Raw genomic sequence first — 24953 nt, forward strand, 5'->3', positions numbered from 1 at the left:
CGGGGGGGTTGGGGGTCTTGAGGTCTTGAGGGCTTGCGGGCTTGAGGGCTTGGGGGGCTTGGGGGGTGCCGTTTGTGCGCACGCGGTGGAGCGGGTGCTGCGCGCAAGCTTTCTTCTTGTTGTCGCGGACGTCGCTCGCGTATGGATCGCCGGGTGTCCGAAGAACACGCGGAGCGCACATTCCATCATGGGGGGCTGTCCGAGGGTGGGTGGCTACGTGGCTGCATTCTGCAGCATCGGCAAATCCCAAGCCCCCAAGACCTCAAGCCCTCAAGCCCCCAAGCCCCCAAGACCTCAAGACCTCAAGACCTCAAGACCCCAAGACCCCAAGACCTCAAGACCTCAAGACCCCAAGACCTCAAGACCTCAAGACCCCAAGACCTCAAGACCTCAAGACCTCAAGCCCCCAAGCCCCCAAGACCCCAAGACCTCAAGACCTCAAGACCTCAAGACCCCAAGACCCCAAGACCACCCCGGGACCCCCGAGCCCCGTCCTTGCCCGTTGCGGCCGGCGCCGGTACCAAAGAGATATGATCGTGCCGTTCATGGGTGTCCGAGTGTACTACGATTACGCCTCCGTGCTCTCGTACGTTGCCCATCGGGTGATGGGGCAACTGGCGGACGATCTCGACTTGCTCGAGATCGATCTGGTCTGGCGGCCGATCGACCTGACGCGCATCACGGGCTGGCGGCGCGGCTTTGCCATTCCGGAGCCGCGGCGCACGCAGGTATTGGAGACGGCGGCCACGTTAGGGTTTCCCGCGCGCATGCCGGAGCGCTGGATCGACTCGCGGCCGGCAAGCGCGGTAGCGCTTGCGCTGAACAGTTCGGCGGAGGAGACGGCGTGGCGTACGCGGATATGGCGGGCGGTGTTCGAAGAAGGGTGCGATCTCGCCGATCCCGGCGACGTACCGCGTCTCGCCGCCGACATCGGCATCGCTGCGGGCGACTGCACGTCGCCGGAGGCGCTGGCCCGGGTCGAGGCGGAAACCCGGGCCGCCTACGATGCCCACGTCAACGCCGTACCGACGTTCATGCTCGGCAACTGGCCCTTCAGCGGAATTCAGGAGGCGGACACCATGCGTGCCATCTTCGCGCGTTGGACCCGTCGCCTCCGCGACGAGCAGGAGCATTGACAACGCGCCGTTGGAACGGCGACTCTCGCCACGGCAACGCAGAGAACCGACCGGGTCCCAGCGTCTCGGCCCACATTTCCCCACTCCGTACACGTACTCAGCGAAGCGGTACACGTACTCGTACACGGACCGAGGGCGCGCAGCGATGAAGTTGGACCACGACCGGTTGGACGTCTACGGGGAAGTGGCCGTGTACGTGTACGTGTACGAGTACGCGTACGGAGGAGAGGCCGGCTCGAAGACGGGGCTGGTAACCGTGCCGGGCAAGCCGAACGATGAACTCGGACCCGGAACCCTCAACAGCATTCTCAAGCAAGCGGGGTTGAAGCAATGAAATACCTGATCGTTGTGGAGGAAACGGCAACGGGATTTTCCGCCTACTCGCCAGATCTGGATGGTTGTGCGGCCACCGGTGCCACACGCGCCGAAGTCGAACACGAGATGCAGGAGGCCATCGCCTTCCATCTCGACGGAATGCGTGCCGACGGCCTTACCGCGCCGTCGCCACACACGTACGCCACCTGCGTCGAGGCTTGAACAGGCTGAACGCACCCGTCCAGCCGACGCGCGACAAGGCCGCGCCGGACCGGAACGCTGCCCGCCTGGCCGCTCAGCCCCGTTGCGCAGGTCGTTGCGGCCCACCGCCGGCGCCCGTGGCCTCGATCGCCGCGGCGATGTCGTCGAGGTCGCCCGGCGTCAGCGCGAGCTGCGCGGCGTCGAGCCACCCGTCAACCTGTTCGGGTGAACGAGCTCCGACAATGGCACCGGTGACGCCTGACCACGCCAGCACCCAGGCGACGGCAACGGCGGCGGTGGAAGTGCCGTGGCGGGCCGCGATGGGACGCAGCCTGTCGCGCAGGGCAAGGTTGCGACCGAGGCGCGGCTCCTGGAACTCCTCGGCCTTACGGCGCCAATCGTCGGCGGCGAGCGTGGCCATGCGCGCCGCAGTGAAGGTGTCCGTCAGGAGACCGGCCTGCATCGGACTATAGACGATGACCCCGGTGCTGTGCGCGGCACACCAGGGAATTACGTCGGCGGCACTGCCGCGGCGGACCATCGAGAACGGCGGCTGCAGGGAGTCGACGTGGCGAACGCGCTCGCAGCGCTCCAGCAGGGCGACATCGTGGTTAGACAGGCCGATGGCGCGCACCTTCCCCTCCTCGACCAGGCGCACCATTGCGCCCCACGAATCCTCGATCGGCGTGCGCGGATCGGGCCAGTGAAACTGGTAGAGGTCGATGCGTTCGACGCCGAGGCGGCTGAGCGACCCTTCGCATTCGCGGCGGATCGAGGCCGGATCGAGGGTGCGTTTAGCGATGTCGTACGGCCGGGCGGGGTCGGCAATCAGCCCGCACTTGGTGAAGACCAGCGGCCGTTCGCCGGCCGGGATCGCTTTGAGGGCGGCGCCGACGACGACTTCCGAGTGGCCGATGCCGTATATGGCGGCGGTATCGATCCAGTTGAGGCCGCGGGCAACGGCGTGACGGATGGCGGCTACCGATGCGGCATCGTCCTGCGGTCCCCAGCCGAACGACCACCCACCGCCGCCGATCGCCCAGGCGCCGAAGCCAACCGTGGCGATCTGCATGCCCGTGGTGCCGAGAGGACGGGTAGGGAGCGTGCTCATGGCGTGCCTCCTCCCCTCACTTCGCCCCGGGACAGATCGCGTACGTGCCCACCAGGGAAGCCTTCCCGAGCACGTGCCCCGCGATCGCCTCGATCACCTCCGGGCCGCCGAACTCGCCCTCGACCGGACACCTCGGCACGTCCAACGCATAGAGCGTGAAACGATAGTTGTGTATGCGCACGTCGTTCCACGGCGGGCACGGGCCGTCGTAGCCGAAGTACTTACCGCCCATCGCCGCGTCGCCGCCGAACCATGCCGTGTAGTCGTTGATCCCCTGCCTTGTGCCGCGCGGTCCGGCGGGTCCCGGCTTGCCCTTCGGGGTAATCCCCGCCGAGAACTCGCCCTCCGCGACCGGGGCGTCGTCGGGCAGGAGATCGACGAGAATCCAGTGGAAAAAATCGACGCGCGGCAGATCGGCCGCCACCGTCTTGCCTTCCTGATTCACGTCGTCGGCGCGACTCGGCACGTCGACGTCGTGGCAGATCAACACCAGCGACCTGGTTCCTGACGGCAGGTCAGTCCACGCAAGATGCGGGTTCTTGTTGTCGCTCAACTCGACGTGCGTGTCGGGGTGAGGCTTGCCGAAGGCCAGATGCGCCGGGATGGGCTCGCCGTGCTTGAAGCTGTCACTCCAGATCCTCATGTGTCCCTCCAGATGAGCTGCGGGGCCGTAAACGGCCGCACTCACTCTGAAGACGACAACTGCCGCCGTCAACCCGGGCGACGCGGCCGCGGTTACTCGGCCGCGCTACGCGCGCGCATCAACTCGGCGAATTGCTCGGCGGTCACCGTCGGTGCCACCAGCACCACCTTGGAGAGCACGAACTTGCGTTCCCCCTCGGTGCGTGCCTTCGTGAACTTCTTGCGCAGTTTGAGCAGCTTTTGCCGCCGCTGACGGCGCCGTGCAATCTCCGAACGACGAATCGAGCGTGCCATAGAACTCCTTTCTTCAAACCACTGCCTTGATCGGCGGTTTCGGTTGCAGAGTCAAGCGGAACGCCCCCGGCCAACCGCCTGTCCCGCCCGGCGCAACGAGCCGGCTTCACTTCCGGAAACGAGTTGACCGCCTGCCCGGTTCGGTCAAACCATGGCTGTACCTATGGACGGCCGTACCGACGTTCCGACTGCCACCGGCGACGCTGCGCGACGGATAGCCCTTCTCGTGCTCGTGCTGTTCGCGCTTGCGGCCGGCGGGTGCGCAACGGCGCGCACGCAGCGCATGGAGGTTACCGCTTACTGCGGCTGCGGCGAATGCTGCGATTGGGAGCGGGGTAGCTGGAAGTACCTGAAACTCGACTTCTGGAACCGCTACGTGAACTCCGGTCCCCGCCAGGGACGGCCCTACACCGGGGAAACAGCCAGCGGCACCAAGCCGAGGATGCCGCGCCCCGGCTTGCTTTCGGCCGATACGCTGATCCACCCGTGGATGCTACCGGTGCGCCTGGTCTTCCCGTGGCTCTGGTTTGCCCGCGACGGCACGATCGCCGCCGACACGCGCTATTACCCGTTCGGCACGCGCATGTACGTACCCGACTGGGGCTACGGCAAAGTGGAGGACCGCGGCGGGGCCATCAAGGGACCCCGCCGCCTAGACGTGTTTCACAACGACCACGACGACGCCCTCGAATGGGGGCGGCGCAACCTCGACGTGCGCATCTACGAGTAAGAATCAATCGTAGTCCTGGCCGTTCATGTCCGCGTTCTTGCGGGCGGTGAGCATCATCTCTTCGACAAGCGGGCCGACCTGCGTGGGATCGTCCACCGGGTGCATCGTGGGACCGCGATGCCAGCCCTCGGCGATCGCCAGCACCCGGCCCGAGGCTTCGAAGACGCGACCGGTTACGCCCGCGGATTCGGCGCTCGCCAGCCAGGTGACGATCGGCGCGATCCACCGCGGCGACATCTGCTCCTTGTCGGCATCGCTGCCCTGACCCATGCCGAGGTCCTCGGTCATCCGCGTCAGCGCCGCCGGAGCCACCGCGTTGACGGTGACCCCATAACGTCGCAGCTCCCGCGCCGCGATGATCGTAAACGCCGCAATGCCCGCCTTGGCCGCGCCGTAGTTGGTCTGTCCGGGATTGCCGTAAATGCCGGAGACCGACGTCGTGTTGACGATACGCGCGTCGACATGCTGGCCGGACTTGGCCTGGTCGCGCCAGTACGCCGCCGCCGCTCGCGACGGCGCAAACGTTCCTTTCAGGTGCACCTTGATCACCGCGTCCCATTCGGCCTCGGTCATGTTCACCAGCATGCGGTCGCGCAGGATGCCGGCGTTGTTTACAACCGCATCGAGCCGGCCGAATCTTTCGACGGCCTGACGGATCAGACTCTCGGCGCCGGCGAAGTCGCTGATGTCGTCGCCGTTGGACACCGCCTGACCACCGGCGGCCTGGATTTCCTTCACGACTTCATCGGCCGGACCGAGCGACGCACCGGTCCCATCGCGCGACCCGCCGAGATCGTTCACCACGACTTTGGCGCCGTGGGCCGCCAGCATCAGCGCGTGCTCGCGGCCGATGCCGCGACCCGCACCGGTGACAATCGCCACTCGTCCCTCGCATAATTTGGCCATCGCAATACCTCCGTAAGATTGATGTGCGCCGATCGGGCACGCCGGCAGCGACGGCCCAGAGCGATCTCGGCGTCTACCAGAAAACCATCGGGGCGGAAACCGCCCGGCACAACGTCAGGCGAGCGGCCGGCCGGCGGCGGCGGGGCGAATCCGCAGCGGCGCACCCGGTTCAACCAGCGGCGACGCCAGCCACGAGTCCGTCGGCACGGCGCCGGCAAGTCCCGGCGGATCGACAACCGAGCGTGGCGCGGGAACGGCGGCTTCCGCCGCGACCGTGAGGAGGAAGTCTCCAAACCGACACCACCAGCCGGGGAAGCTGCGGCCCTCCTCCGTGTCGATCCGCAGCGGCAACCATCCGCCGGCAGCCGTCACGTCGCCGGGCCGGACCTCGACGGAACGCGTATCCCGCCGCAAACCCGTGCGCAGTACCTTCAAAGCACTTTCCTTCGCGCTCCAGATCAGGTTCGCAAGAAGATCGCGCTCCGTGGGGCCGGCATCGCGCACCAGCCCGCGCTCGGCCGCCGTCAGGTAGTCGGTGACGAACGCGTCGCTGCGCGGCTCGACCAGCTCGAGATCGCACCCGATGCGCACGCCCGGCGAATACAGGGCGCACACCGCCCAACCGGCACGGTCGGTCATGGCGATTTCCAGCGGCGCCGCCGCGCCCGCAACTAAGACGTACGGCGCACCGTCGGAGGCGTTGTGGATCTCGACGGCGGCCAGCGCCTCCCGCCGGTCGGACAGTCCCAGTCGCAACGACACCGCCCGCTTCGCGGTCCAGCGCGCCAACAGGAAGTCGTGCAGCCGTTTCGTATACCGCATGCGACGGGCCCGCGCGCGCTCCGGCGGCGAGAGCCACTCGTCGGTGGCGGGCACCGCGGATTCGTCGAGCGCGAGGAAGGTGAGCATCGGCGAGCCGGGGGGTTGCTGTCGGGACGGTTCGGCCTCACGGCCAACGGCTCGATCGCCCGACCGCCCCACAGCCCATCCTTTCTCAATCCCGCCGGCCGCCCATAAAGCGCAGCAGCATGAGAAAGAGGTTGATGAAGTCGAGGTACAGCGACAGCGCGCCGACCACGGCATACGATCCGGTTCGCCCGTCGGGCAAAGCCACGGCCATCTGCTTGAGGCGCTGCGCATCCCAGGCCGTGAGCCCGGTGAATACCAGCACGCCGACGCAGGCGATGACGAACTGCAAGCCGTCGTTCTGCCAGAAGATTCCGATTACGCTGGCCAGGATCAGGCCGATAAGGCCCATGAACATGAACTGCCCCATGCCGGCAAGGCTGCGGGTTGTCGTCGAGCCGTATAGCGCCAGGGCGCCGAACATCGCCGCACACACCACGAAGGTGCTGGCAATCGAGGCTCCCGTGTAGGCCAGTAACACCAACGACAGGGTGACGCCGTTAAGCGCCGAATAAAGCAGGAACAGCCCCGACGCCGTACCGGGCTCGATCCGCGCCACGCGGGCAGACAGATAGAAGACCAGCCCGAGTTCGGCGATGATCAAACCGAAGAACAGCAACTGATTCGCAATCAACGCCTGCACGATCCCCGGCGTGGCGGCAACTCCATAGGCCACTCCCGCCGTTACACCGAGGCCGACGAACATCCACCCATACACGGCGCGCAGAAAGGCGCTCACCCGCTCCTGTGCCGCCACCGACGGTACCGAAACACCAACACTCGGTCGTGACTCGTACGCGTCCATGCCTGTCCTCCTTGTGCAACAGGATTAACGCAGTTGAGCCCCTGCGCAAGGCGCGAATGGGGGCCCGATAAACGCCGGGGGGGATGTAGCTGCGACCGGGTGGGCTGTGCGCCCTGCGAGCGGTGGTGTAAGAATCGCGGGAGGAGCACGGGATCATGACCCTCCTGGACAAGGCTGCATTGCTGATTCGTGCTGGCCGCTGGGGTCTCTCCATGGTGTGGAGAAACACGCACCAGCCCAGCCCGGTGCCCGACAACCCCAGGTTCAAGACTCCCCAAGCGGCGGTCGAGCTGATTGGCGACGGCAACGTCGTCGCCGCCTCCGGTCTCGGCGGCCACCAACGCGCATCGATCGTGTACTGGGCGTTGCGCGAGCGGTTCCTCGCGACGGGACGGCCGCGCAATCTCACCGTCGTCAACGTCGGCGGCCACGGCGGCCGCGGCAAGGCGCCGGGGACCATCGAGGAGATCGGCCTCGCGGGCCTGTGCGCACGACTGATTACCAGCCACTTCGAAACCTTCCATGCCCAGCTCGACCTTGCAGCCGCCGGACGCTGCGAACTCCAGTGCATACCGTTGGGCATCATGACGCAGCTCTTCGTCGCCCTCGGCCGCGGGCGGGATTGGGTAATCACGAACGTCGGCACCGGCACCTTTATCGATCCGCGCAGCGGACGCGGCACGCCGGTGAACGGGTCGAGAGAGCAGCTCGTCGGCGTCGACGGAAGCCGCCTCCGTTATCGCATGCCACCCATCGACGTCGCCATCTTCAACGCGCCGGCGGCAGACCGGCAGGGCAACATCTACATCAAGCACTGCGCCATGATCGGCGAGAGCCGCGAACTGGCACGGGCGGCGCGGCGCAACGGAGGCCGCGTCATCGTCAACGTCGGGCTGATCGTCGACCGCGGATACGACGACGTCTTCCTCCCGGCCCGCGACGTCGATGCCGTGGTTTACTACCCCGACACCGAGCAGACGGGAGGGTACTTCCACCGCGACCCATGGCGCGCGATTACCGCCGACGCGGATGTTCCCGTCTCGCAAGGACTGGCGCAGGCGGAGTTCGTGAATCGGGTCGCCCGAATCACGCCGCAACGAGCCGCCATCGACAACGTCGTTGCCCGCCTGGCCGCGCACACGCTCGCGGCGAACACGCCACGCGGGGGGTTCGTGGTTATCGGCACCGGTCACCCCGAAGCGGTGCCGCGCATCGTCTTCGAGCGTGGCAAGCTCGACGACGTTACGTTCGCGGTCGAGACCGGCGTTATCGGCGGCCTGCCGGCGCCGGGGATCTACTTCGGTTCGGCCTTCGGCCCGCAGGCGATCGGCTCATCGGCGGACTTCTTCAGGCGCGTCCGCCGGCGGCTCGACGCCACCTGTCTGGGTGTCTTGCAGGCCGACAGCGCCGGCAACGTCAACGTATCGAGACGTGACGAGGGCGTCTACGGGTACGTCGGGCCGGGTGGGTTCATCGACTTCACCGCGGCGGCACTGACCATTGTATTCGTCTGCGCCTGGACGACGCGCGGGCAGATGACCGTTACGGGCGACCGTGTCCGTCTCGTACAACCGGGCGCCCCGAAGTTCGTCGAGCAGGTCGACGAAGTGACGTTTAACGGCGCCCAGGCTCTCGCCGCCGGCAAGCGGGTCTTCTACGCCACCGGCGTCGGTCTGTTCCGGCTGACGACGCGCGGCATGGAGCTTGCCGGCGTGTTCCCGGGCATCGACGTCGAGCGCGATATTCTCGACGTGACTCCCATGCGCGTCGTACTGCCGCAGACGGGCCGCGTACCCATCTTGCCGAAAGCTCTGGTGACAGGCAGGGGAATGCGTCTGCGGTGGGCGGAACGGTGACCATGATCCTGTCTGCGCCAAGCCGTTAGCCACCATGGAAAGTGCGGCGTCTGCAACCATCGTCGAGTTCGAGGCGAGGCATATTGGCCCTGCGCGAGCGTTGTGGCTAGAGTCAGACGGCGTAGGTCTGAGCAGTGCCGACGAACCGAGCGCTCTGCTAAAGTTCCTGAGCCGCAATCCAGGGTTGAGCTTCGTGGCACAGCGAGAGGGCCAAATCCTCGGCACTGTGCTTTGCGGACACGATGGCCGCCGAGGGCTCGTTCATCATCTGGTTGTTTCAGGTAGTTGTCGGCGCCAGGGGCTTGGTCGGCTGCTGCTGCAACGAGGGCTGTCGGCGCTTCGGGCCGCGGGTATCGAGAAGGCCCATCTGCTTGTGTTCAAGTCCAACGAAAGCGGTCTTGCGTTCTGGCGAGCTGTGGGCGCTGAGGAGCGAATTTCCATTGCCCTGTTCTCTGTGGCTACGGAGAATGGCGGCTGACCTCTCCATCGAGCGGACATGCCCCGGCAAGCCGGGCCATGCCGCTCATGTCGAACGTTCGGCAGGTTGACGTTCTAACATTAGGACGCTCGGGTCACCGCAGGTCGGAGCCGGCAAAGAGGGCGACGGTCTATTTCGATCCCACCGTACATCGGGCGCTACGCATCAAGGGGCGGCGTCCGATCGAACCTTGTCCGACGTGGTGAACGATGCAGTGAGGATCAGCTTAGCCGAGGATGCGGAGGACCTTGCGGCATTCGAGCAGCGGATCGTGCGGCGGATTCGAGCCCTCGGCAACGACCACAGGCCGCCCGGTTGCAAGAAGCTGGCGGGCCAGGAGCCTGTCGGAGAAAGGCCCGCTGGTGCTTCGACAGGCTCAGCACGAGCGGCCTCTGCCTTGATTTCACAGCATTTTCCGCTCGCCCTGAGCTACTATCGCCGAAAGTCTGCGCACGGCGCGAAGAAATCTTCAGGCCATGGAGCGGCAGTGCCTTCCCGTTCGTCCCGAGTAGCGCCTTCTTCTGGCGCGTATCGAGGGACAGGCTCGGCAGGAGCGCGCCCCTCGATACGGAGCCCAGGGGAAGGGCTCCTACTCGGGGCGAACGGGCTGGTTGTTCGCTTTGGGTTGCGGGCGCCAGCCCGCGCTAAGCCCGTCGAAGGGCGAGGGGCCGCTTCGACAGGCTCCTACAAGACCGGTTTCGCGTCCGGCAGGGCCCGTATCGCATTGTCCATCGGATTGACGACGACTCGCGGGTCATCGAGTTCTTCCGAGTCGGCCACAGGCGCGAAGTTCTATTGCGGATCGAGGTTGGTGGATAGCGTCACGGGCGGGGTCACGAAGGCGAAGTCGGCGCCGGTTTCGGCGAGTGTGTCGACCTGCGGCGGCAGCTCGCCGCCGCCGTCGAGGAACACCAGTATCGCGAACTGGGTCGCGAACCCCTGCGGTTCCGTCGGCGCCATAAAGTCGACCGTGACCGGGGCCCCGGCGTTCGGCTGATCCGGCGCCGACTGCGATACCGCAAGCCCGATCGCCCACCCTTGCCCGGGCACGGGCTCGCGCGCCGCAAGACGGTAGGTCGCCGCCGGCGGGAAACCGCTGGGAGTGAACGGCAGCGTGAAGGCGCACGCGTAGTTCACGTCGCTCCCGATGCACGTTGCTGGACCGGCATCCTCGGTCGCCACCGTCTCCGGCCCGCGTCCCGGGCCCGCAACACCGGCCGGACAGATCTGCAAAGCGCGCTGGGAAACACACTCTCCCTTGCGCAGCGCGGCGTCGATCGCCGCGCTTTCCGGAACGACGTCGAAACCGCTGGAGCCCGGTCCGCAGCCGATCAACAACGCAGCCAGTACGCAGGCGGCAAACCGAGTCCGGTGGGGCATCGTCATAGTTGCCTCGCTTACAAAGTGGTCGACGTCACGAGGACGTTGAGAAACGGGGTGGACGCCGATGCCTCGGCGCTGAACTCGTCGACCAGCGCGCGCAACGCGGCGTCGAGACGGGCCTGGAACTCCGGCAGCCGCGCCGGATCGATGTGCAGGTAGTGGTTGCGCAGGTAGGTCCACGTGTCGACATCGGAAAGCGCCAACTTGTCGAGAAGCCCCTTGGCAAACAGCGCGCAGAACTCGAGGGCCAGCGCCTGGCGATCTTCCGCGCCCCTGGCAACGAAGTGACGCCCCAGCCGGCGCACCTTACCGCTCGCCACCTCGACGAGGTCTCGAGCCCGCAACAACTCCTCGACCTGCTTGACCAGGGCATCGTCGGGGGCCGCGGCGCGCACGCCGCGACGCCGGCCGGTCCGCAACCGCCGCCGCCAACCGGCCACGGGCACCCAGCTCCCGTCGTCGGGCAGGAACGCGATCGCCTCGCTCACCAGCACCGCCAACTCGGCATCCTCGACCGTACCAAGGGCTTGCGGCGCCCGCAGGACCCGCTTCAGCTCCTTGCCGAAGGCGTGCAACATACGGTCGCGCCACAGCACCGCCAGCAGCGGCTGCGGGTCTTCCTTGCGCAGCGCCGCCAGACGCCGCACGAGTGCTTCGCTCGGCAGCCGCTTCCCCTTCTCGATGTAACTGAGCATCACCGGGTCGATCGCCCCGCCGAGGGCCTCGCGCGCAAACCGCCGCACCGTGTACTCGCGCCCGAGGAGAACGCGCGTCTCGTAGAACACGTCCTTGATCCCCTTGCGGGACGGAATGGCGGCCACCGACATGCGCTGACGCTAGCCGACCTGACGGTGATTGGCAACCGAACAAAACTTGTTTGCGATGCGCGGAGCCGGAGGCATGACGGCGTCCGGTCCCGGAGCGGCCGCCCGAGGCTATCCTCGCCACCGCCTTTCCGTGTAGAAACGGACCTAAGCCAGATGCAATTGCAGGAGGTCGTCATGCACAGAGATGTTCGGGCCGAACGAGAGCACCTCGACCGTACCGTGGCGGGCAAGACCGTCTGTTCGCTGTTTCGGGAGACCGTGGCGGGCAGCGCCGACGTCGACGCCCTCAAGTGGAAGGCGGGCGATGCCTGGCACGCACTGACCTGGAGACAGTACGGGGAAGAGGTGCGGGCCTTCGCACAGGGCCTGATGGCGATCGGCCTCGAGCCGGGCGAGTTCGTTAACATCCTGGCGGCGAATCGCCCCGAGTACTACATCGCCGACATCGCCATCCTGCACGCCGGCGCCGTGCCGGTGTCGCTCTATAATTCCCTGCCATCGGAACAGATCGAGTACATCGTCAACCACTGTGAGGCGACATACGCGATCGTCGAGAATGCCGACTTTTACGACCGCTTGCGGGCCGTGAAAGACGGCATCCCGCGGGTTCGCCGGGTCATCATGATCGACGGTGCAGAAGCCTTCGCCAACGACCCGTGGGTCGTCGGCTACGACGCGGTGCTGTCGGCCGGCCGGGCCGCCGGCGCCGAGGCGCGGGCCGAATTCGACCGGCGCTGGCAGGCCGTGAAGCCCGAGGGTCTGGCGACCCTGATTTACACCTCTGGAACGACGGGTCCCCCGAAGGGCGTGATGGTGACCCACTACAACGTGGTCTGGACCGCCGAATCCCTGCACAGCCTGTTTCCACGCGATCCCGGCGTGCGGCACATCTCGTATCTGCCCCTGGCGCACATCGCCGAGCGCATGGCCGGCCACTACCTGCAGATCCGCGCCGCCTCAACCTGTCACTTCTGCCCGCGGCCGCAGGATATCGCCCAGTACCTCGCCGAGGTGCGGCCGCAGTTCTTCTTCGCCGTGCCCCGGATCTGGGAGAAGCTGCACAGCGGTCTGACCACGGCGATCGCCAACAATCCCGATGCCGCGCAGCGCGCCTTCGCCGAAGCGGCAATTGCCGCCGGTCTCGAAAAGACCCGCCTCGAACAGGCCGGCCGGCCGATCCCGGCGGAGCTTGCCGAACGCCTGCCGCAAGCCGAAATGGTCTGCGCCCTGATCCGCCAGCGCATCGGTCTGGACGCGGTCGAGATCGCGTCCAGCGGCGCGGCGCCGATAGCCGCCGAGGTCCTCGAGTGGTTCCACGCCATCGGCGTGCCGGTGCGCGAGGTGTACGGTCAGTCCGAGGACTGCGGTCCCACCTCCTGGAATCGGCCGGGCGCAACCAGGATCGGTACGGTCGGTCCGAGCCTGCCGGGCGTCGAGGTCCGAATTGCCGACGACGGGGAGCTGCTGGTGCGCGGCGGCAACGTCACGACCGGCTACTACAAGGAACCGAAACTCACGGCCGAGACGTTTGATGCCGACGGCTGGCTGCACTCCGGCGATGTCGCGGTCATCGATCCCGCGGGCTTCATCAAGATCGTCGACCGCAAGAAGGAGATCCTCATCACGGCCGGCGGCAAGAACATCGCCCCGTCGAACATCGAGAACCTGCTGAAGCAGAAGCCCCTGATCGGTCAGGCTTGCGTGGTGGCGGACCGCCGTCCGTTCGTCGGCGCCCTCGTCGTCCTGGATCCGGAGAGCACACTGCCGTGGGCGCAGCAGAGGGGACTGCCAACCGACCTGCAGACGTTGGCCGAACACCCGGAGGTCCACGCGGAGATCCGGCGCTACCTGGACGAGGTCAACCTCCACCTCAACAACGTCGAGAGCATCAAGCAGTTCGTCGTCCTGCCGCACGAATGGACACCGGACACGGGTGAGCTGACGCCCACCCTGAAAATGAAACGCCGAGTGGTCAATCAGCGTTACGCCGAGGCGATCGAGCGGATGTACGCCGGCGGCAGGTAGCCGACGGGCACCACGACCGGTGACGGGCGAACGAACGGGGTCAAGCACGGTATGGCGGACGCGGAGGTGAAGGTCGACGGGTTAAGAGTCAGCGTCGGATGGGACGGCCGTACGCTGCTCGCCGGCGAGGTTCGGATCGAGCCGGAGGCCAGTGGCCGCGCCGCTGCGCTGGTCGTCGAGGGTCGGGATCGGACCATCTCGGTGCGGGTCGAACCGGCGGCCGGGGCGCCGGTGGCCGCCGCGTGGCTCGACCTGCGCTGGGTGGGGCCGCCGGCGGGACCGCTCGCGGTGTGGGTTCCGCACCTGCGGCCGGGTCCCGAGGACGTCGTCGCGGATCACGCCGCGCGGTCGCCGGTGGCGGCTTTACAGGACGACGCGGTGCGGATCCTCTTGCTGCCCGATCTGGACGCACCCCGCGTCCTGCCGTGGGCCTTCGACGCCGATCTGAACGACCCGCGCGGGGCACGGTTGGGCTTCGGTGCCACGGGGTGGGTGCAGCGCGATCACATCTATTTCCGCGCCGACTCCGCTAAGGCGACCGAACGGCCGTTCGGCCTGGCCGTGCGGATCGTCGTCGAACCGAGCGGTGCCGAGCCACTCGAATCGGCTTGCGCGCGGTGGACGTGGCGGGTCTATGGCGAACCGCGGGTCGCAAGGGCGCGCACGCAGGCACTGCCTTTTGCCGAGCACGCCGCCCGTGCGTACGCGGCGGCGTTTGCCGACGAGTGGCTGGTGGCCGAGTCGGGCGGAGTTCCGATCGGCGGGCCGATTCATTACTCGGCGGGCGGGACCGCGATCTTCTTTCAGTCGTGGTTTAACGCTCTGCGTTCCGCAGTCGGCGTAGCGCTGCTCGGCCGGCGTTTGCAGCGCGCGGACCTGACGGCGCGCGCCGAGGCGGTCGCCAATCTGGTCGAGCAGATGCCCGCCGGCCCGCTGTTGCCGACCTGGTACGACCACGAAGCGCGGCGCTGGTGGGGCGTGGGCGACGACTTGATCTTCACCTGGGCGGCGCGCGATGCCGACGTGCTGCGCTTCTTTCACCTGCCCGACGTCTGCGAGACGGCACGATGGATGATCGTGTGGAACGAACTGGTGGCGCCGCGGGCGGAGTTCGAAGCCCGCTTGCGCCAGATCGGCGAATTCCTCGCCGCAGCGCAACTCGCGGACGGGTCGTTGCCGTCGTACTTCGACTGGCAAACGTTGCAGCCGGGTCCACGCCTGTGTGCGGTGGCGCAGAGCGCGGTTGCCGGGCCGATTCTACTGGCGACCGGCCACCGCGCAGCGGCCGCGCGACTCGCCGACTTCCTGTGCCGTGCAGTGGTCCCGACCCGCCGCTACTTCGACTTCGAGACGTTCTTCTCCGACTCTTACAAGCCGCTCGACTTCGCCGATCCGCACACCGGGATTCCGCCGCAGAATACGCTCTCGATGGCATGGACCGCGGAGTTTCTCATGAAGATCGGAGGCGGCGGGACCGGCGACGAGGCGCAGCGAGCGGCGTGGCGGGCGGGCGGCCGGCGCGCACTCGATCAACTCTGTCTGTATCAGCAACTCTGGGAGCCGCCGTTTCTGTCGTACCGGTCGTTTGGCGGCTTCGGGGTGATGAATACCGACGGCGAGTGGAGCGACGCGCGCCAGGCCCTGTTCGGGTTGCTGCTGCTCGATGCCTACGAGGTCTTCGGCGAGCCGGAGTACTTCCTCCGTGGCGTGGCGGCATTGCGGGCGGGGTTTGCCCTGCAGGCCATCCCCGAGAACCGCGATATCTGTCCGACGGCGTACGACGGGAGCTGTCCGAACTGGCCACGCGAGCGTTTGTGGGATTTCGATTGGAACGGGCCGCCGGAACGAATGGGGCGTTTGCCGGCGGGCAAGATGGTCGAGAATTATGCCCACGCCGCGTACGACGCGCCGGGGGTGCGGACGGGGTTCGACTGGGGCGAAGGCAGCGCCGCAACCGGCGCGCTGGTGGCAACGGAGAGGTTCGGCGACATCTACGTCGACCGGCAGCGCGGTAACGTCTTCGGTATCGATGGCGTGAATGTTGCCGGCAGGCCCGACCGCTACGAAACCGACGACTTCACCGGCGCACCGCGCGGGCTGCGGATAAAGGTCCGCCAGCCAACCTGACCGCCGGCGGAACACGCTGCGCGCAGGGCCCGGGGATTCCTTAGTATTGATGGGCACAATTACGGCGACGTATTCCGTACGACGCTTCCCGTTCGCCCCGAGTAGCCCCGTTTTCTCAGGGGCGTATCGAGGGGCAGCCTGGCGAGCGGCTTTGCGGCCCCGCCCCTCGATACGCCGCCGAAAAGATGGCGCTACTCGGGACGAACGGAATACGTCGCCGGACTAATGAACCGGAGTACTTAGCGACGCGGGCCCCGCGCCACGCCGATTCCCAGGAGAACCACGGCCGCGAGTCCGGCGGTTGGGCCGAACCAGTCGCCCCAGCGCAGCATCAGGGTCGAGCGGTCATTGACCGGCGTCACCGCCTGCACGACGGTGCCGCGAGCGTGGACGTCGAGCGTCCCCAGCCATTCCCCGGTCGGCACGATCACCGTCGAGATACCGGTGTTGGTTACCCGCACCTGGGGACGCCTGGTTTCCAGACTGCGGAAACTCGAGACGATCAGATGAAGCAGCGGCCCACCGCCGACCGAGAACCACGAGTCGTTCGACAGCGTGGCGATCATTTCCGCCCCTTGCCTGACCGCCGCGATAACGATTTGCGGATCGACGGCATCGTAACAGATCAGCGGCGATACCCGCAGCGTTCTGCCGTCCGCCAACCTCACGTCGAGCACCCGCGAGCCGTCGCCGGGTGTCCACGTGCCGAGCCACGGGAAGCGCGCGCGCAACCACGGTCTGTCCATCCACGCCGGTACCCGCTCGGTCAGGGGGAAGAGCCACGCCTTCCTGTAGGTCTCGAAGGCGACGCGTCCGTTGCCCTCCGGCTCCAGCAGTACGGCGGCGTTAAACTCCCGATCGCCGTCGGCATCGTAGGCGCCGAAGACGAGCGGGACCCCGGTGACGGCGACCAGTCGCGCCAGTTCGGCGTCGAAAGCCGCCCCGTCGGCGCTCTTCGGTTTTCCGAAGGTCGTCGGATAAACCGTTTCGGGCCACAGCAGCAGGTCGAGCCGGGCCCGCTCCAGTGCATCGGCGGACAGCGCGAAGTACGAATTCAGAATGTATCGCACCGCATCGTACGTACCGCGCTCGGCCGCCAGCCGGCCGTACTGACCGATGTCCGCCTGCACGAGTCCGACCGTTACAGGCGCAGTACCGGGGGCATCCGCAGTCAGCGTTCGATAACGCACCATCCCGTACCCGAGCGGGAGGAGCACGAGCGCCACCGCCGCCGCGACCGGGAGCGCGAGATGTGGAACCTCCGCCGTCCGATCCATGGCTCGGAGATCGCGGGCGACCGTGGCGCACCCGGTTGCGGATCCCGCGGTCGGGCGGACGCCGCGTTCCTTCCGCATCCTCACTGCTCCCCGTAGCGCCAACAGCACGCACTCGTTGAAGAGCACGAGCACGAATGTCAGACCCGGCGCGCCGCCGATGTCCGCTGCCTGGCGCAGCCACACCGATGCATAGAAGCCGTGTCCGAGCGTGTCGCCGAAGAGCTTGCCCGTGAGCCACTCCGTACCCACATAGGCACCCGCACCGGCAAACGCCGCTCCGGCCTCGCCCCAATAACGGCGGGCCAGATGGCGTACCGCGGCAAAGACGACGAATTGCGGCTGTACCACCGGCGCCAGCAGGATCAGCACCGCAAAACCGACCGATACGGGTAGGTGGCCGTAACCGGCAACGGCAATGGCGAACCAGGCGAAGACGCCGAGCACGAAAGCGACACTCATCGCCAGCCCGCTGGCCAGCGCCCCACGAATCGTCGCGAGTCGGTCGAGCGTGGCCAGCCACGGCACCAGCCCGACCCATCCGAGGACGAACCACGGCCACTCGACTCGCGCGTACAACGCAAATGCCGCCGCCGTCACCACGACGGCAGCCAGAGTGTCGCGCAGGGAACGGCTCGACGCACTCATGATTGCCGGGCGCGATACAACGATTCGATGCGCCGCAGCAACAATGCCCCGCATTGACCCGAGAACCGTATGTGGTCTACGCCAACCTGACATGCACCGTATTCGCCAGACTCGTACCGCCGAACCAGGACAGGAGAACGCCATGTCGTCGTTTCGCGCCGTGCTCGTTAGCGCCGTCTTTGTCGCCACCGCCGTTGCAACCGGTGCCGCCGGCGGTCCGGCGTGGACACCGGCACAATGGGTCGACGACGACACCCTGAAACTGTGTGCGACGACGCCGGAGGAGGCGACTTACTGCTTCCCGGTATGGCTCGTGGTGCTCGACGGCAACGTGTACGTCCGCCTGGGCACCAAAGCCTCGAACCGGGTCAAGGCCAACACCGCCGGCATGGTTCTCCCCGTCGAGATCGGCGGACAGCGATTCGAGAAGGTCCGGCTCGTCGACGCCCCCGACAAGATCGATGCGGTGGCCAGGGCGATGGCCGACAAGTACTGGTCCGATTTCTCGGTCCGCTGGCTCGCACACCCGATGACATTGCGACTCGAACCGGCGGGGCAGTGAGGAAGAGAGTCGCGTCGAGCCTCGGGGCCGGGACGAGACCCCGAGGCGCCGCATCGCTACCGGGTCACGACACCGCACGCGATCCGACCCCCGGCGTTGCCCGCGGGATCGGTGCGGTAGTCGTCGGGACCGGCGTGGATCACCAGCGACGAGCCGTCGGCATCGAACAGTGTGGCCGGCCCCGGACCGATGGTAACGCCACCGGCGAGTACCTCCGCACGCGTTGCGCCGCTTGCAGGCACTTCGATGTTCGGGAAATCCCCGGCGTGCATACCGGCGGGATTCCTGATGCCGTGTTGCTTGGCGGCGGGGTTGAAGTGGCCGCCGGCGGAAGTGAACGGCGGCTCGCAAACGCCAACGCTGTGGATGTGAAACGCGTGTGGCCCCGGGGGGAGACCTCTGACGTTCAGCGTAATGAGCACACCGTGCGGCGTCTGTTCGAGTTCTGCAGTGCCGACTTTAGCGCCGGTATCGCTGACCATGTCCGCGCGAGCGGTTTGGGCCGACGCCGCCCCCGCGAGAAGCACGACCCCGACCACCGCGCCGGCAAGTATGCGTGTAATGCGATTCATCCCGTTGTACCTCCCTGGCGATCTCGCCGGTGCCATTACAGGCGAAGGACGCTGACCGGGCAAGCCTGGTTGCGATTCGGCGTGCCGGGGGGCAACCGGCTCTCAGCGACGCCCGCCACCCAACCGGAGCGCGGTGGAGCGCGACCTCCGGGCGCGCTCGGGCGGTGTGGGGTGTAGCGGACGCCACTCCACCGCCCCGACGAACGCGCCTGGAGGTCGCGTTCCACCGCCGGCGAAATGTTTGCGCGCCGCGAACATTCTCGGAAGTAGCAGTCCACTCCCCAGTAGCTCAGAGATCATGTCCGCAATAGGAGAGGTTGAAGCTCTTGTTACAGAGCGGGAAGTCGGAAATCGGCTGATTGCGGAGCGCCAGCGCAAGCCCTGTCCAATTGTGAAACGACGGGTCGACGATCTTGTACCGGTCGAACCGGCTGGCACCGTCGGTTATCGCGACGTGACAGATCTGACCGCGCCAGCCCTCGACGAGCGCAACGGCAAGGCGGTCCGCCGGCAAGGCGCCCAGCGGCACGCGCGCGGGCCCCTCCGGCAGGCTCTCCAGTCGATCCCGCACAAAGGCGGCCGAGCGCTGGATTTCTAACCAGCGCACATACGCTCGCGCGAACACATCTCCACTCTGGCAGGTCGACAACGGGACCTGCGCAAAGCGGAAGATGCCGTGCGGAAATTCCTGGCGGACGTCGCGGTCGAGCCCGCACGCGCCTTGACCCGGGGCGTTGCCCGGGCTGATGCCTATTGCCCCTTCGGGGCTTGCGCGCGAGCCGACGTTCCATCCGATGCTCAGGCCCGAAGGGACGTCCATTCACCAGCCCGGGGCAACGCCTCGGGAAACGATTCAAAGACAGGAAACCGAACCCCCGAAAGGGAGTCATGCGACGGCGAGCCACATCGCACAGGGGCCTGCACACACAATGGCCGGCGTCCTTTCGCAAAAGAACCGTGGAGCGGAGTTATGGTCGATGGCAGCGGGTTGATGCACGGGATAGCGGGTGCCATACTCTCGCCCGTGCCTGGCCCAGCCCATCACGTCCACTACGAGCGCGCCGAATTCGTGACCCTCGAGGCGTCGAGCAATGTGAAGCACGAGTTCTTCGACGGCCAGATTTACGCCATGGCAGGAGGCAATCCGGAACACGCGGCGCTCGCCGCTGCCGTTGTCGGCCTGCTGTTTCCCCAATTGCGCGGCGGGCGTTGCCGCATCCACGACGCCGACCTGCGCGTCCGCGTTCTCGCTACCGGCTTGACCACGTATCCTGACGTCAGCATCGTCTTCGGCCCGCTCGAACGCGACCCCGACGACGACAACGCCATCACCAACCCGACCGTCGTCGTCGAGGTTCTCAGCCGTAGCAGTGAAGCCTACGACCGGGGCGACAAGTTCGAACACTACAAACACATCGCCACTTTGCGCCAGTACGTGCTCGTCTCCCAGCACGAGCGCCAGATCGAAGTCTGGACCCGTGACGATAAGGATCTGTGGGCGCGGACCATGTACGCTGAGGGGTCGTGCGCTGCTCTCGGGTCTATCCGCGCCCGGCTCGACGTGAGCGACCTCTACAACGCCGCAACGGCACCGCTGGCGTGAGGGACGCCGCTGGTGCCGGCTGCATCTCGACGAGCTGCGCGGTGCCTGGCGCGACGCCAGGGCCGCGCGACCCCCGCGACGCATTCGGCCGCTGGATTGACGGCGATGAAACTCGGGACGCGGCTGAAACGGATCAAGCGAGTTGACGCCGAGCGGTACCGCATCACGCTCGAGTACACCGACGGGTACTCCGGCACGGTCGACCTCGGTTCGATCCTTGGTTGCCCGGCTATGAAGCCGCTGGCGCTCGATATCCTCCGCGGTAGGTTGTTCGGAAAGTGTTTCGTCGAATCCGGGGCGCTCGCCTGGCCGAATGGATACGAACTCTGCCCCGACGCACTGCGCGGGTGGATCGACGAACAACGGGGACATCACGCCGCCTGAGGTTTCCGACGCTGTCCGATCACCCTCCGTCAACGTCGCCGGCGTCGGCCACCCTCTTTGCCCTGATACGCCAGCAGGCTGTCGGACCTCGTCGGGAGAAGAAGAAGATGGAAGACCGGAAACAGGAAACGGGAGACTGAAAACTGGCCAACGCAGCAGCGGTCCAACCCGTTGCCCCTGTTGTGGTGGGTGTCCAACCCGCTCGCGATCGAGTTGGAGCATCCGTTCGCGCAGGTCAGTGAGGGAATCATTGACCGGCCGGTCGGGGACAGCCGCCGGCATTGGCGGCGCTCATCGAGTCGATTCGTGCGACCGCCGGGAAATCAGGTTCCCCGCCACTGAGTCATCCGTAGACGTCGCCGGCGATCGCGCTCCCACGTAACGCGATCGGTTCGAGGTTCTCGATGAGGGCGCGGTTGCCGCCGAGTCGTGATATGCTCTCGCGAACCGGGAGGGCTGATCATGGCATCCGCACATGAGGCGTTCTGGTCCCAGTCGAGTTTCGCGTTCGTCGGCCATTCCGCGAAGAAGGGGTTCCCGCGGATAAGTTACGGCGAGGCGCGGAAACGGGGTAAGCGAGTGTTCGCGGTCGACCCGTCCATCGATCAGGTGGAGGGCGACAAGACCTATCCGGACCTGCGTGCGTTACCCGAACGGGTCGACGGCGTCGTTCTCGAAGTCCCACGCGAAGAGACACTGGAAGCGGTCCGCGAGGCCGCCGACGTGGGCATCAAGAACGTCTGGGTTCACATGGGACGCGACACGCCCGAAGCGCTGGCGCTGGCGAAAGAGCTGGGCCTCAACGTCCTGACGGGGACATGCGCGGTGATGTATCTCGCGCAGGGTCTCAGCGCGCACACGGTGCACAAGTGGGTGAACAAGGTGCTGCGGAAGTACTGACCGGGGTCGGACAAAGCTCGACTTACGGAGCCCTCCAGGGACCGGTATCGCGCCTATCGCGGCAGGGCCGACGGCACCGAGGCGTTCCTGTTGGGGGGACTGTCGATTTTCTCGCTAACGCGCCCTTCGAGACGCCGCAAAAAGAAGGCGGCTCCTACCAATGAACATGGGCGTTCTGGGAAGGCGGTTCGTCAAGGAACCGTTCACGCTGAGGAGCCGCCGTCTCTTGGCGGCGTCTCGAAGCGCGCCGGCTGGGTAGTCACGAGTGCGGTCGTATCGGATAGGGGGAGGGAAGGCCGAGGGCACAAACCGGGCAAGAAACGCATCACCAACCTAACAGGATTTTCCTAGCAGACGATCGATCAAGGTCTCCGCGAATATCTCGTAGACAACGTTACGGCGCTCGGCAAAGACGCATTCGATGGTCTTCGAACTCGCGTACCGCAGAATCACGCGATACGATCCGACGCGGAGTCGGTGGTAGTCCTGCAAGGGCCCTTCGAGCGGTTTCACGTCGCCTTCCTCTCGCGTCAGAGCCCGGATGGCAGTGCGCAGGCGGCGCCGCGGCTCGGGCGCCTGACTGCACACGAACTCGACAACCTGTGCGGAGAGCCGGACGCGCACGTCGCTCAGTCGCCCAGAGCGGAGAGGGAAAGAAACTTCGTTCGGCCCGCGCGGTGCTCGGTAATTGCCTTCATCGCCGCGGGAGTGGCCAGGATCTCCATCGTCTCGACAATCGCTTCCATGCGTGCCCGCGAGACCAGAAAGGCCACCGTCTCCTCCCGTCGCCGGATACGCACCGACTCGCCCTGCTCGGCCTGCTTGATCAGCCCGGGGAGCTGGCTCTGCGCTTGGGTTACGGAGTACGTAGAAGGCACAGTCCGGTTACATAGACTGGATGCTCGCCCATCGCAAGGAGGAGTCATCGTCCGGGTGTGCGACAGATTTGTGGGGCCGGACCGAACCGCTCACCCAGGGGAGCGGCCATCGTCTCAGGCAGCGTCTCGAAGGGTGAGGCAAGGACTGGGTGGTGTACGCCAAGCCGCCCTTCGGCGGACCCGACCGCGTCCTGAACTACCTCAGTCGCTGCACCCATCGGGCCGCGATTGCCAACCACCGACTCGTCTCGATCGACGCCAGCGTCGTGCACTTCCGCTGGAGGGACTACGCCCAGCATAACCAGGTGAAGGCCATGGGTAGAGGCGAGGTGTGGCGCGGTGGCGTAGGCTGAGGTTTGGATTCCCTGTTGCTCGCCCTTTCGTCTGCGAGTGTCCCAGCATTTCATCCATGCTCCGTTTCCACATCCCGCTCATCAAGCCGGACGTGCGGTTTTCCCTCATCCGGCTTTCGGACAGGATCTCACGCTGTCGCCCACGTGACGTTGCGCCGCCGCCCCTCGAGCCGAACCAGGGTCGGCTTCCACATCATACTTTTCGAGGCCTCCTGAGCAGCGCAGCGTGCCGAAGGGTCAGCGTTCACTCACGTTACGGCCTGCATCGCGCGGGATCGCCTCTCGCGACCCTTTCCATCGGAGTGTTTCAGCGAGACTCGTTACCTCCTCTCACCGCTCCGATTGCTTCCGGCTGGAACGACCAGTTGCCGGGTGGGACTCACACCCACTGGAGATCGCCGTCTTTGCACGGCACACCGGATAGCCGGTACAAACGCCCTGTTTGACGTAAGATCGATTCTCGGACGTTACCCGCCATCCCCCTCGTCTTCACGATCGTCCCTCCACAGCCCGTATACAGCGCGGACAAAGCGGAGGGGACCACGCGTGGGCCCGACGTCCGGCCTTCGAGACGGTCGCTGAAAGGATGCGACGGCCTCAGACCGGACGGATTCGGGTTCATTGACCCAACATACCGGGGCCGTCCGGGTCGGGTTCTCAGAGTGAGACGTCGACCCACACGACGGCGTTGTTGCTGGACAGATCGTCGTCCGCCGGCTTGTTGACGTACTGGTACACGTAGCCGAGTTCGATCGCGACCGTCCTGGAGAGCTGTCGACGCATGCCGATGTAGGCGCGGTTCTGGTCGAATCCCGACTGCGGGCCGTTGCCGGCGTCGTTGAGCGTCACGAACGCCTCGTCGTAGAAGGTCGCGAACCAGTTCCGCTTCCCGTCGAGGGGATACAACAGCCGCAACATGTGGCGCAGCCGCAGCGACACACCATCGACCCCCTCGATGAAGCGCTCCTCCAGGCGGGTGCGGTTGACCATTCGAAGGCCGCCCAACGCGTTGTCGAAGAGCGACTCCTGGTAGACGCGATTCTCGTCTTTGAAGGGGTTGAAGCTCGGCGTCCACCCGTAGCCCTGGTAGAATGCCCAGTACGGCAGGAACTGGTAGCCGACGGCCGGGCGCAACAGCAGTTGTCGGAGGCCGTCGCCGCCGATGCGCGGTTGAGCCTCGACGAACAGCTTGAACCGCTCGGCGACCGTGATGCGCGCGGTGCCGACGAACCACACCTGCCCGTCCTGCGTAACGGCACTCCCGGGCCCAGGGGACAAGGCGAGCAGCGCCGCGGCCAGCACGCCGTACCGGAGAGCTCGACGGCGCCATGGACCGATCGCGAGCCTTCGGTCGACACGGCGTGCCGCGCCGAGCGCGCCGCGGCTACGGATCGGCTGCATCACCTCTCACCTCGATGGAACCTTCAGCAGTCCGCGGAAAGAGCGGCTCTTCCGTCACCCCGTTTGAAGCAGGGTCCAGAATCGATGAAAAGACTGGATTCCCGCTCCCGGCTTTGGCCGGGACAAGTTTCGCCGGAACGACGATTCCGTCCGTCGGCGACTTTGTCAACGGGCCGGTAGGCCGCCGACACGGCCATTCACCCCCGCTGTCCTCGCCGCTCGGTCGCGATGCGTTCGCCAGGCCCAGTCAAGTTGCGGCCAGAGAACGTATCCGCCGCGGCCCATCCTCTCGTCCCGGTTTGCATTGGCACAGCCGTCTTCGCCGTGCCAGAGTTGGGAAGTAAAGACGAATATTAAAGACGAAGACACCCATGATTGGAGGGAGGCGGAAAAAGACAAAGACACCCATGATTGGAGGGAGGCTGTCTGCCGGGAAAAAATGGAGGGAGGCGGAAAAAGACAAAGACACCCACGTGCCAGAGTTGGGAAGTAAAGACGAAGAAGAGTTGGGAAGTAAAGACAAAGACACCCATGATTGGAGGGAGGCTGTCTGCCGGGAAAAAAGACGAAGACACCCATGATTGGGGGGAGGCCGTCTGCCGGGCGCATCCACCAGCTCCGTCATGTAGCGTCGTA

24 protein-coding genes and 3 pseudogenes are annotated in these 24953 nt (G+C 66.2%); 13 read left to right on the top strand and 14 right to left on the bottom strand.

The window, feature by feature from the left end:
• Window positions 1-545: 545 nt before the first annotated feature.
• The 3 genes from L6Q96_21590 (at window position 546) to L6Q96_21600 (ending at window position 1673) form a co-directional block, all read left to right on the top strand.
• Entirely contained in the window at window positions 546-1136 is a 591-nt protein-coding gene (locus L6Q96_21590) for a DsbA family protein (protein ID MCK6557146.1), read from the top strand.
• Window positions 1137-1281: 145 nt separating this feature from the next.
• Window positions 1282-1470: a type II toxin-antitoxin system HicA family toxin gene (locus tag L6Q96_21595; GenBank protein ID MCK6557147.1), complete on the top strand. Its 189-nt coding sequence runs from the start codon at window positions 1282-1284 to the stop codon at window positions 1468-1470.
• The gene (locus tag L6Q96_21600) at window positions 1467-1673 is read left to right on the top strand and encodes a type II toxin-antitoxin system HicB family antitoxin (GenBank protein ID MCK6557148.1); all 207 of its coding nucleotides are present in this window, start codon (window positions 1467-1469) and stop codon (window positions 1671-1673) included. Before L6Q96_21595 ends, L6Q96_21600 begins: the two co-directional genes overlap by 4 nt.
• Window positions 1674-1746: 73 nt before the next feature.
• On the opposite strand, the gene L6Q96_21605 is transcribed toward L6Q96_21600, so the two are convergent.
• The 3 genes from L6Q96_21605 to L6Q96_21615 all read right to left on the bottom strand — a co-directional run bounded on the left by L6Q96_21605 (window position 1747) and on the right by L6Q96_21615 (window position 3699).
• Entirely contained in the window at window positions 1747-2763 is a 1017-nt protein-coding gene (locus tag L6Q96_21605) for an aldo/keto reductase (protein MCK6557149.1), read from the bottom strand.
• A gap of 16 nt (window positions 2764-2779) precedes the next feature.
• Entirely contained in the window at window positions 2780-3406 is a 627-nt protein-coding gene (locus L6Q96_21610; GenBank protein ID MCK6557150.1) for a YbhB/YbcL family Raf kinase inhibitor-like protein, read from the bottom strand.
• Between the two features lie 92 nt (window positions 3407-3498).
• Window positions 3499-3699 carry a hypothetical protein gene (locus tag L6Q96_21615; protein MCK6557151.1) on the bottom strand — a complete coding sequence of 67 codons (201 nt, stop codon included), beginning with the start codon at window positions 3697-3699 and terminating at the stop codon, window positions 3499-3501.
• A 151-nt stretch (window positions 3700-3850) separates the two neighbouring features.
• Here L6Q96_21615 and L6Q96_21620 point away from each other — a divergent pair, with 151 nt between their 5' ends.
• A complete protein-coding gene (locus tag L6Q96_21620; GenBank protein ID MCK6557152.1) occupies window positions 3851-4429 on the top strand; it encodes a 3D domain-containing protein in 579 nt (192 codons plus the stop codon).
• Between the two features lie 3 nt (window positions 4430-4432).
• On the opposite strand, the gene L6Q96_21625 is transcribed toward L6Q96_21620, so the two are convergent.
• The 3 genes from L6Q96_21625 to L6Q96_21635 all read right to left on the bottom strand — a co-directional run bounded on the left by L6Q96_21625 (window position 4433) and on the right by L6Q96_21635 (window position 7046).
• A complete protein-coding gene (locus L6Q96_21625; GenBank protein MCK6557153.1) occupies window positions 4433-5335 on the bottom strand; it encodes an SDR family NAD(P)-dependent oxidoreductase in 903 nt (300 codons plus the stop codon).
• 114 nt (window positions 5336-5449) lie between these two features.
• The gene (locus L6Q96_21630; protein ID MCK6557154.1) at window positions 5450-6244 is read right to left on the bottom strand and encodes a 4'-phosphopantetheinyl transferase superfamily protein; all 795 of its coding nucleotides are present in this window, start codon (window positions 6242-6244) and stop codon (window positions 5450-5452) included.
• An 85-nt stretch (window positions 6245-6329) separates the two neighbouring features.
• Window positions 6330-7046, bottom strand: a complete 717-nt coding sequence (locus L6Q96_21635; GenBank protein MCK6557155.1) for a Bax inhibitor-1/YccA family protein — start codon at window positions 7044-7046, stop codon at window positions 6330-6332.
• Window positions 7047-7201: 155 nt separating this feature from the next.
• Here L6Q96_21635 and L6Q96_21640 point away from each other — a divergent pair, with 155 nt between their 5' ends.
• Window positions 7202-8902, top strand: a complete 1701-nt coding sequence (locus L6Q96_21640; protein MCK6557156.1) for a hypothetical protein — start codon at window positions 7202-7204, stop codon at window positions 8900-8902.
• Between the two features lie 525 nt (window positions 8903-9427).
• Window positions 9428-9651 (top strand): annotated as a pseudogene (locus L6Q96_21645) (hypothetical protein).
• Between the two features lie 521 nt (window positions 9652-10172).
• Here the strand turns inward: L6Q96_21645 and L6Q96_21650 are convergent.
• Both L6Q96_21650 and L6Q96_21655 read right to left on the bottom strand, forming a co-directional pair.
• The gene (locus L6Q96_21650) at window positions 10173-10766 is read right to left on the bottom strand and encodes a hypothetical protein (protein ID MCK6557157.1); all 594 of its coding nucleotides are present in this window, start codon (window positions 10764-10766) and stop codon (window positions 10173-10175) included.
• A gap of 11 nt (window positions 10767-10777) precedes the next feature.
• On the bottom strand, window positions 10778-11590 hold the full coding sequence (locus tag L6Q96_21655) for a hypothetical protein (protein MCK6557158.1): 813 nt from the start codon (window positions 11588-11590) through the stop codon (window positions 10778-10780).
• 174 nt (window positions 11591-11764) lie between these two features.
• Here L6Q96_21655 and L6Q96_21660 point away from each other — a divergent pair, with 174 nt between their 5' ends.
• Complete coding sequence (locus L6Q96_21660) at window positions 11765-13615, top strand: AMP-dependent synthetase/ligase (protein ID MCK6557159.1); 1851 nt, start codon at window positions 11765-11767, stop codon at window positions 13613-13615.
• A 51-nt stretch (window positions 13616-13666) separates the two neighbouring features.
• Window positions 13667-15742 (top strand): hypothetical protein, encoded by a 2076-nt coding sequence (locus L6Q96_21665; GenBank protein ID MCK6557160.1) that lies wholly within the window; start codon window positions 13667-13669, stop codon window positions 15740-15742.
• 239 nt (window positions 15743-15981) lie between these two features.
• Here the strand turns inward: L6Q96_21665 and lnt are convergent, their stop codons facing one another.
• Window positions 15982-17664 (bottom strand): apolipoprotein N-acyltransferase, encoded by a 1683-nt coding sequence (lnt, locus tag L6Q96_21670; protein MCK6557161.1) that lies wholly within the window; start codon window positions 17662-17664, stop codon window positions 15982-15984.
• Window positions 17665-17806: 142 nt separating this feature from the next.
• Here lnt and L6Q96_21675 point away from each other — a divergent pair, with 142 nt between their 5' ends.
• Window positions 17807-18226 carry a hypothetical protein gene (locus L6Q96_21675; GenBank protein ID MCK6557162.1) on the top strand — a complete coding sequence of 140 codons (420 nt, stop codon included), beginning with the start codon at window positions 17807-17809 and terminating at the stop codon, window positions 18224-18226.
• A gap of 56 nt (window positions 18227-18282) precedes the next feature.
• Here L6Q96_21675 and L6Q96_21680 read toward each other — a convergent pair whose 3' ends face one another.
• Together L6Q96_21680 and L6Q96_21685 are read right to left on the bottom strand one after the other, a co-directional pair.
• Window positions 18283-18798, bottom strand: coding sequence for a superoxide dismutase family protein (locus tag L6Q96_21680; protein ID MCK6557163.1), 516 nt, complete (start codon window positions 18796-18798; stop codon window positions 18283-18285).
• Window positions 18799-19087: 289 nt separating this feature from the next.
• A pseudogene (locus L6Q96_21685) lies at window positions 19088-19516 on the bottom strand (hydrogenase).
• Between the two features lie 252 nt (window positions 19517-19768).
• On the opposite strand from L6Q96_21685, the gene L6Q96_21690 reads away from it, so the two are divergent.
• From L6Q96_21690 to L6Q96_21700, 3 genes are all read left to right on the top strand, one after another.
• Window positions 19769-20401 (top strand): Uma2 family endonuclease, encoded by a 633-nt coding sequence (locus tag L6Q96_21690; GenBank protein MCK6557164.1) that lies wholly within the window; start codon window positions 19769-19771, stop codon window positions 20399-20401.
• 105 nt (window positions 20402-20506) lie between these two features.
• The gene (locus tag L6Q96_21695; protein ID MCK6557165.1) at window positions 20507-20785 is read left to right on the top strand and encodes a DUF2442 domain-containing protein; all 279 of its coding nucleotides are present in this window, start codon (window positions 20507-20509) and stop codon (window positions 20783-20785) included.
• 462 nt (window positions 20786-21247) lie between these two features.
• On the top strand, window positions 21248-21685 hold the full coding sequence (locus L6Q96_21700) for a CoA-binding protein (protein ID MCK6557166.1): 438 nt from the start codon (window positions 21248-21250) through the stop codon (window positions 21683-21685).
• A 333-nt stretch (window positions 21686-22018) separates the two neighbouring features.
• Here the strand turns inward: L6Q96_21700 and L6Q96_21705 are convergent, their stop codons facing one another.
• Window positions 22019-22309, bottom strand: coding sequence for a hypothetical protein (locus tag L6Q96_21705; GenBank protein MCK6557167.1), 291 nt, complete (start codon window positions 22307-22309; stop codon window positions 22019-22021).
• Window positions 22310-22314: 5 nt separating this feature from the next.
• Complete coding sequence (locus L6Q96_21710; GenBank protein ID MCK6557168.1) at window positions 22315-22563, bottom strand: hypothetical protein; 249 nt, start codon at window positions 22561-22563, stop codon at window positions 22315-22317.
• 143 nt (window positions 22564-22706) lie between these two features.
• Between L6Q96_21710 and L6Q96_21715 the strand changes: the two are divergent.
• A pseudogene (locus L6Q96_21715) lies at window positions 22707-22820 on the top strand (transposase).
• Between the two features lie 753 nt (window positions 22821-23573).
• Here the strand turns inward: L6Q96_21715 and L6Q96_21720 are convergent.
• Window positions 23574-24317, bottom strand: coding sequence for a DUF2490 domain-containing protein (locus L6Q96_21720; GenBank protein MCK6557169.1), 744 nt, complete (start codon window positions 24315-24317; stop codon window positions 23574-23576).
• Window positions 24318-24953: the final 636 nt, after the last annotated feature.

The organism is Candidatus Binatia bacterium (genome assembly GCA_023150935.1).
Taxonomy (GTDB): Bacteria; Desulfobacterota; Binatia; order HRBIN30; family HRBIN30; genus JAKLJW01.

What these genes read in the sequence shown, in the direction of transcription:
- L6Q96_21595 (MCK6557147.1), top strand. Translation starts at nt 1,282, where the DNA reads ATGAAGTTGGACCACGACCGGTTGGACGTCTACGGGGAAGTGGCCGTG.
- L6Q96_21665 (MCK6557160.1), top strand. Translation starts at nt 13,667, where the DNA reads ATGGCGGACGCGGAGGTGAAGGTCGACGGGTTAAGAGTCAGCGTCGGA.
- L6Q96_21620 (MCK6557152.1), top strand. Translation starts at nt 3,851, where the DNA reads ATGGCTGTACCTATGGACGGCCGTACCGACGTTCCGACTGCCACCGGC.
- L6Q96_21680 (MCK6557163.1), bottom strand. Translation starts at nt 18,798, where the DNA reads ATGAATCGCATTACACGCATACTTGCCGGCGCGGTGGTCGGGGTCGTG.
- L6Q96_21675 (MCK6557162.1), top strand. Translation starts at nt 17,807, where the DNA reads ATGTCGTCGTTTCGCGCCGTGCTCGTTAGCGCCGTCTTTGTCGCCACC.
- L6Q96_21600 (MCK6557148.1), top strand. Translation starts at nt 1,467, where the DNA reads ATGAAATACCTGATCGTTGTGGAGGAAACGGCAACGGGATTTTCCGCC.
- L6Q96_21700 (MCK6557166.1), top strand. Translation starts at nt 21,248, where the DNA reads ATGGCATCCGCACATGAGGCGTTCTGGTCCCAGTCGAGTTTCGCGTTC.
- L6Q96_21655 (MCK6557158.1), bottom strand. Translation starts at nt 11,590, where the DNA reads ATGTCGGTGGCCGCCATTCCGTCCCGCAAGGGGATCAAGGACGTGTTC.
- L6Q96_21625 (MCK6557153.1), bottom strand. Translation starts at nt 5,335, where the DNA reads ATGGCCAAATTATGCGAGGGACGAGTGGCGATTGTCACCGGTGCGGGT.
- lnt (MCK6557161.1), bottom strand. Translation starts at nt 17,664, where the DNA reads ATGAGTGCGTCGAGCCGTTCCCTGCGCGACACTCTGGCTGCCGTCGTG.
- L6Q96_21640 (MCK6557156.1), top strand. Translation starts at nt 7,202, where the DNA reads ATGACCCTCCTGGACAAGGCTGCATTGCTGATTCGTGCTGGCCGCTGG.
- L6Q96_21590 (MCK6557146.1), top strand. Translation starts at nt 546, where the DNA reads ATGGGTGTCCGAGTGTACTACGATTACGCCTCCGTGCTCTCGTACGTT.
- L6Q96_21695 (MCK6557165.1), top strand. Translation starts at nt 20,507, where the DNA reads ATGAAACTCGGGACGCGGCTGAAACGGATCAAGCGAGTTGACGCCGAG.
- L6Q96_21630 (MCK6557154.1), bottom strand. Translation starts at nt 6,244, where the DNA reads ATGCTCACCTTCCTCGCGCTCGACGAATCCGCGGTGCCCGCCACCGAC.
- L6Q96_21650 (MCK6557157.1), bottom strand. Translation starts at nt 10,766, where the DNA reads ATGACGATGCCCCACCGGACTCGGTTTGCCGCCTGCGTACTGGCTGCG.
- L6Q96_21660 (MCK6557159.1), top strand. Translation starts at nt 11,765, where the DNA reads ATGCACAGAGATGTTCGGGCCGAACGAGAGCACCTCGACCGTACCGTG.
- L6Q96_21720 (MCK6557169.1), bottom strand. Translation starts at nt 24,317, where the DNA reads ATGCAGCCGATCCGTAGCCGCGGCGCGCTCGGCGCGGCACGCCGTGTC.
- L6Q96_21615 (MCK6557151.1), bottom strand. Translation starts at nt 3,699, where the DNA reads ATGGCACGCTCGATTCGTCGTTCGGAGATTGCACGGCGCCGTCAGCGG.
- L6Q96_21635 (MCK6557155.1), bottom strand. Translation starts at nt 7,046, where the DNA reads ATGGACGCGTACGAGTCACGACCGAGTGTTGGTGTTTCGGTACCGTCG.
- L6Q96_21605 (MCK6557149.1), bottom strand. Translation starts at nt 2,763, where the DNA reads ATGAGCACGCTCCCTACCCGTCCTCTCGGCACCACGGGCATGCAGATC.
- L6Q96_21610 (MCK6557150.1), bottom strand. Translation starts at nt 3,406, where the DNA reads ATGAGGATCTGGAGTGACAGCTTCAAGCACGGCGAGCCCATCCCGGCG.
- L6Q96_21690 (MCK6557164.1), top strand. Translation starts at nt 19,769, where the DNA reads ATGGTCGATGGCAGCGGGTTGATGCACGGGATAGCGGGTGCCATACTC.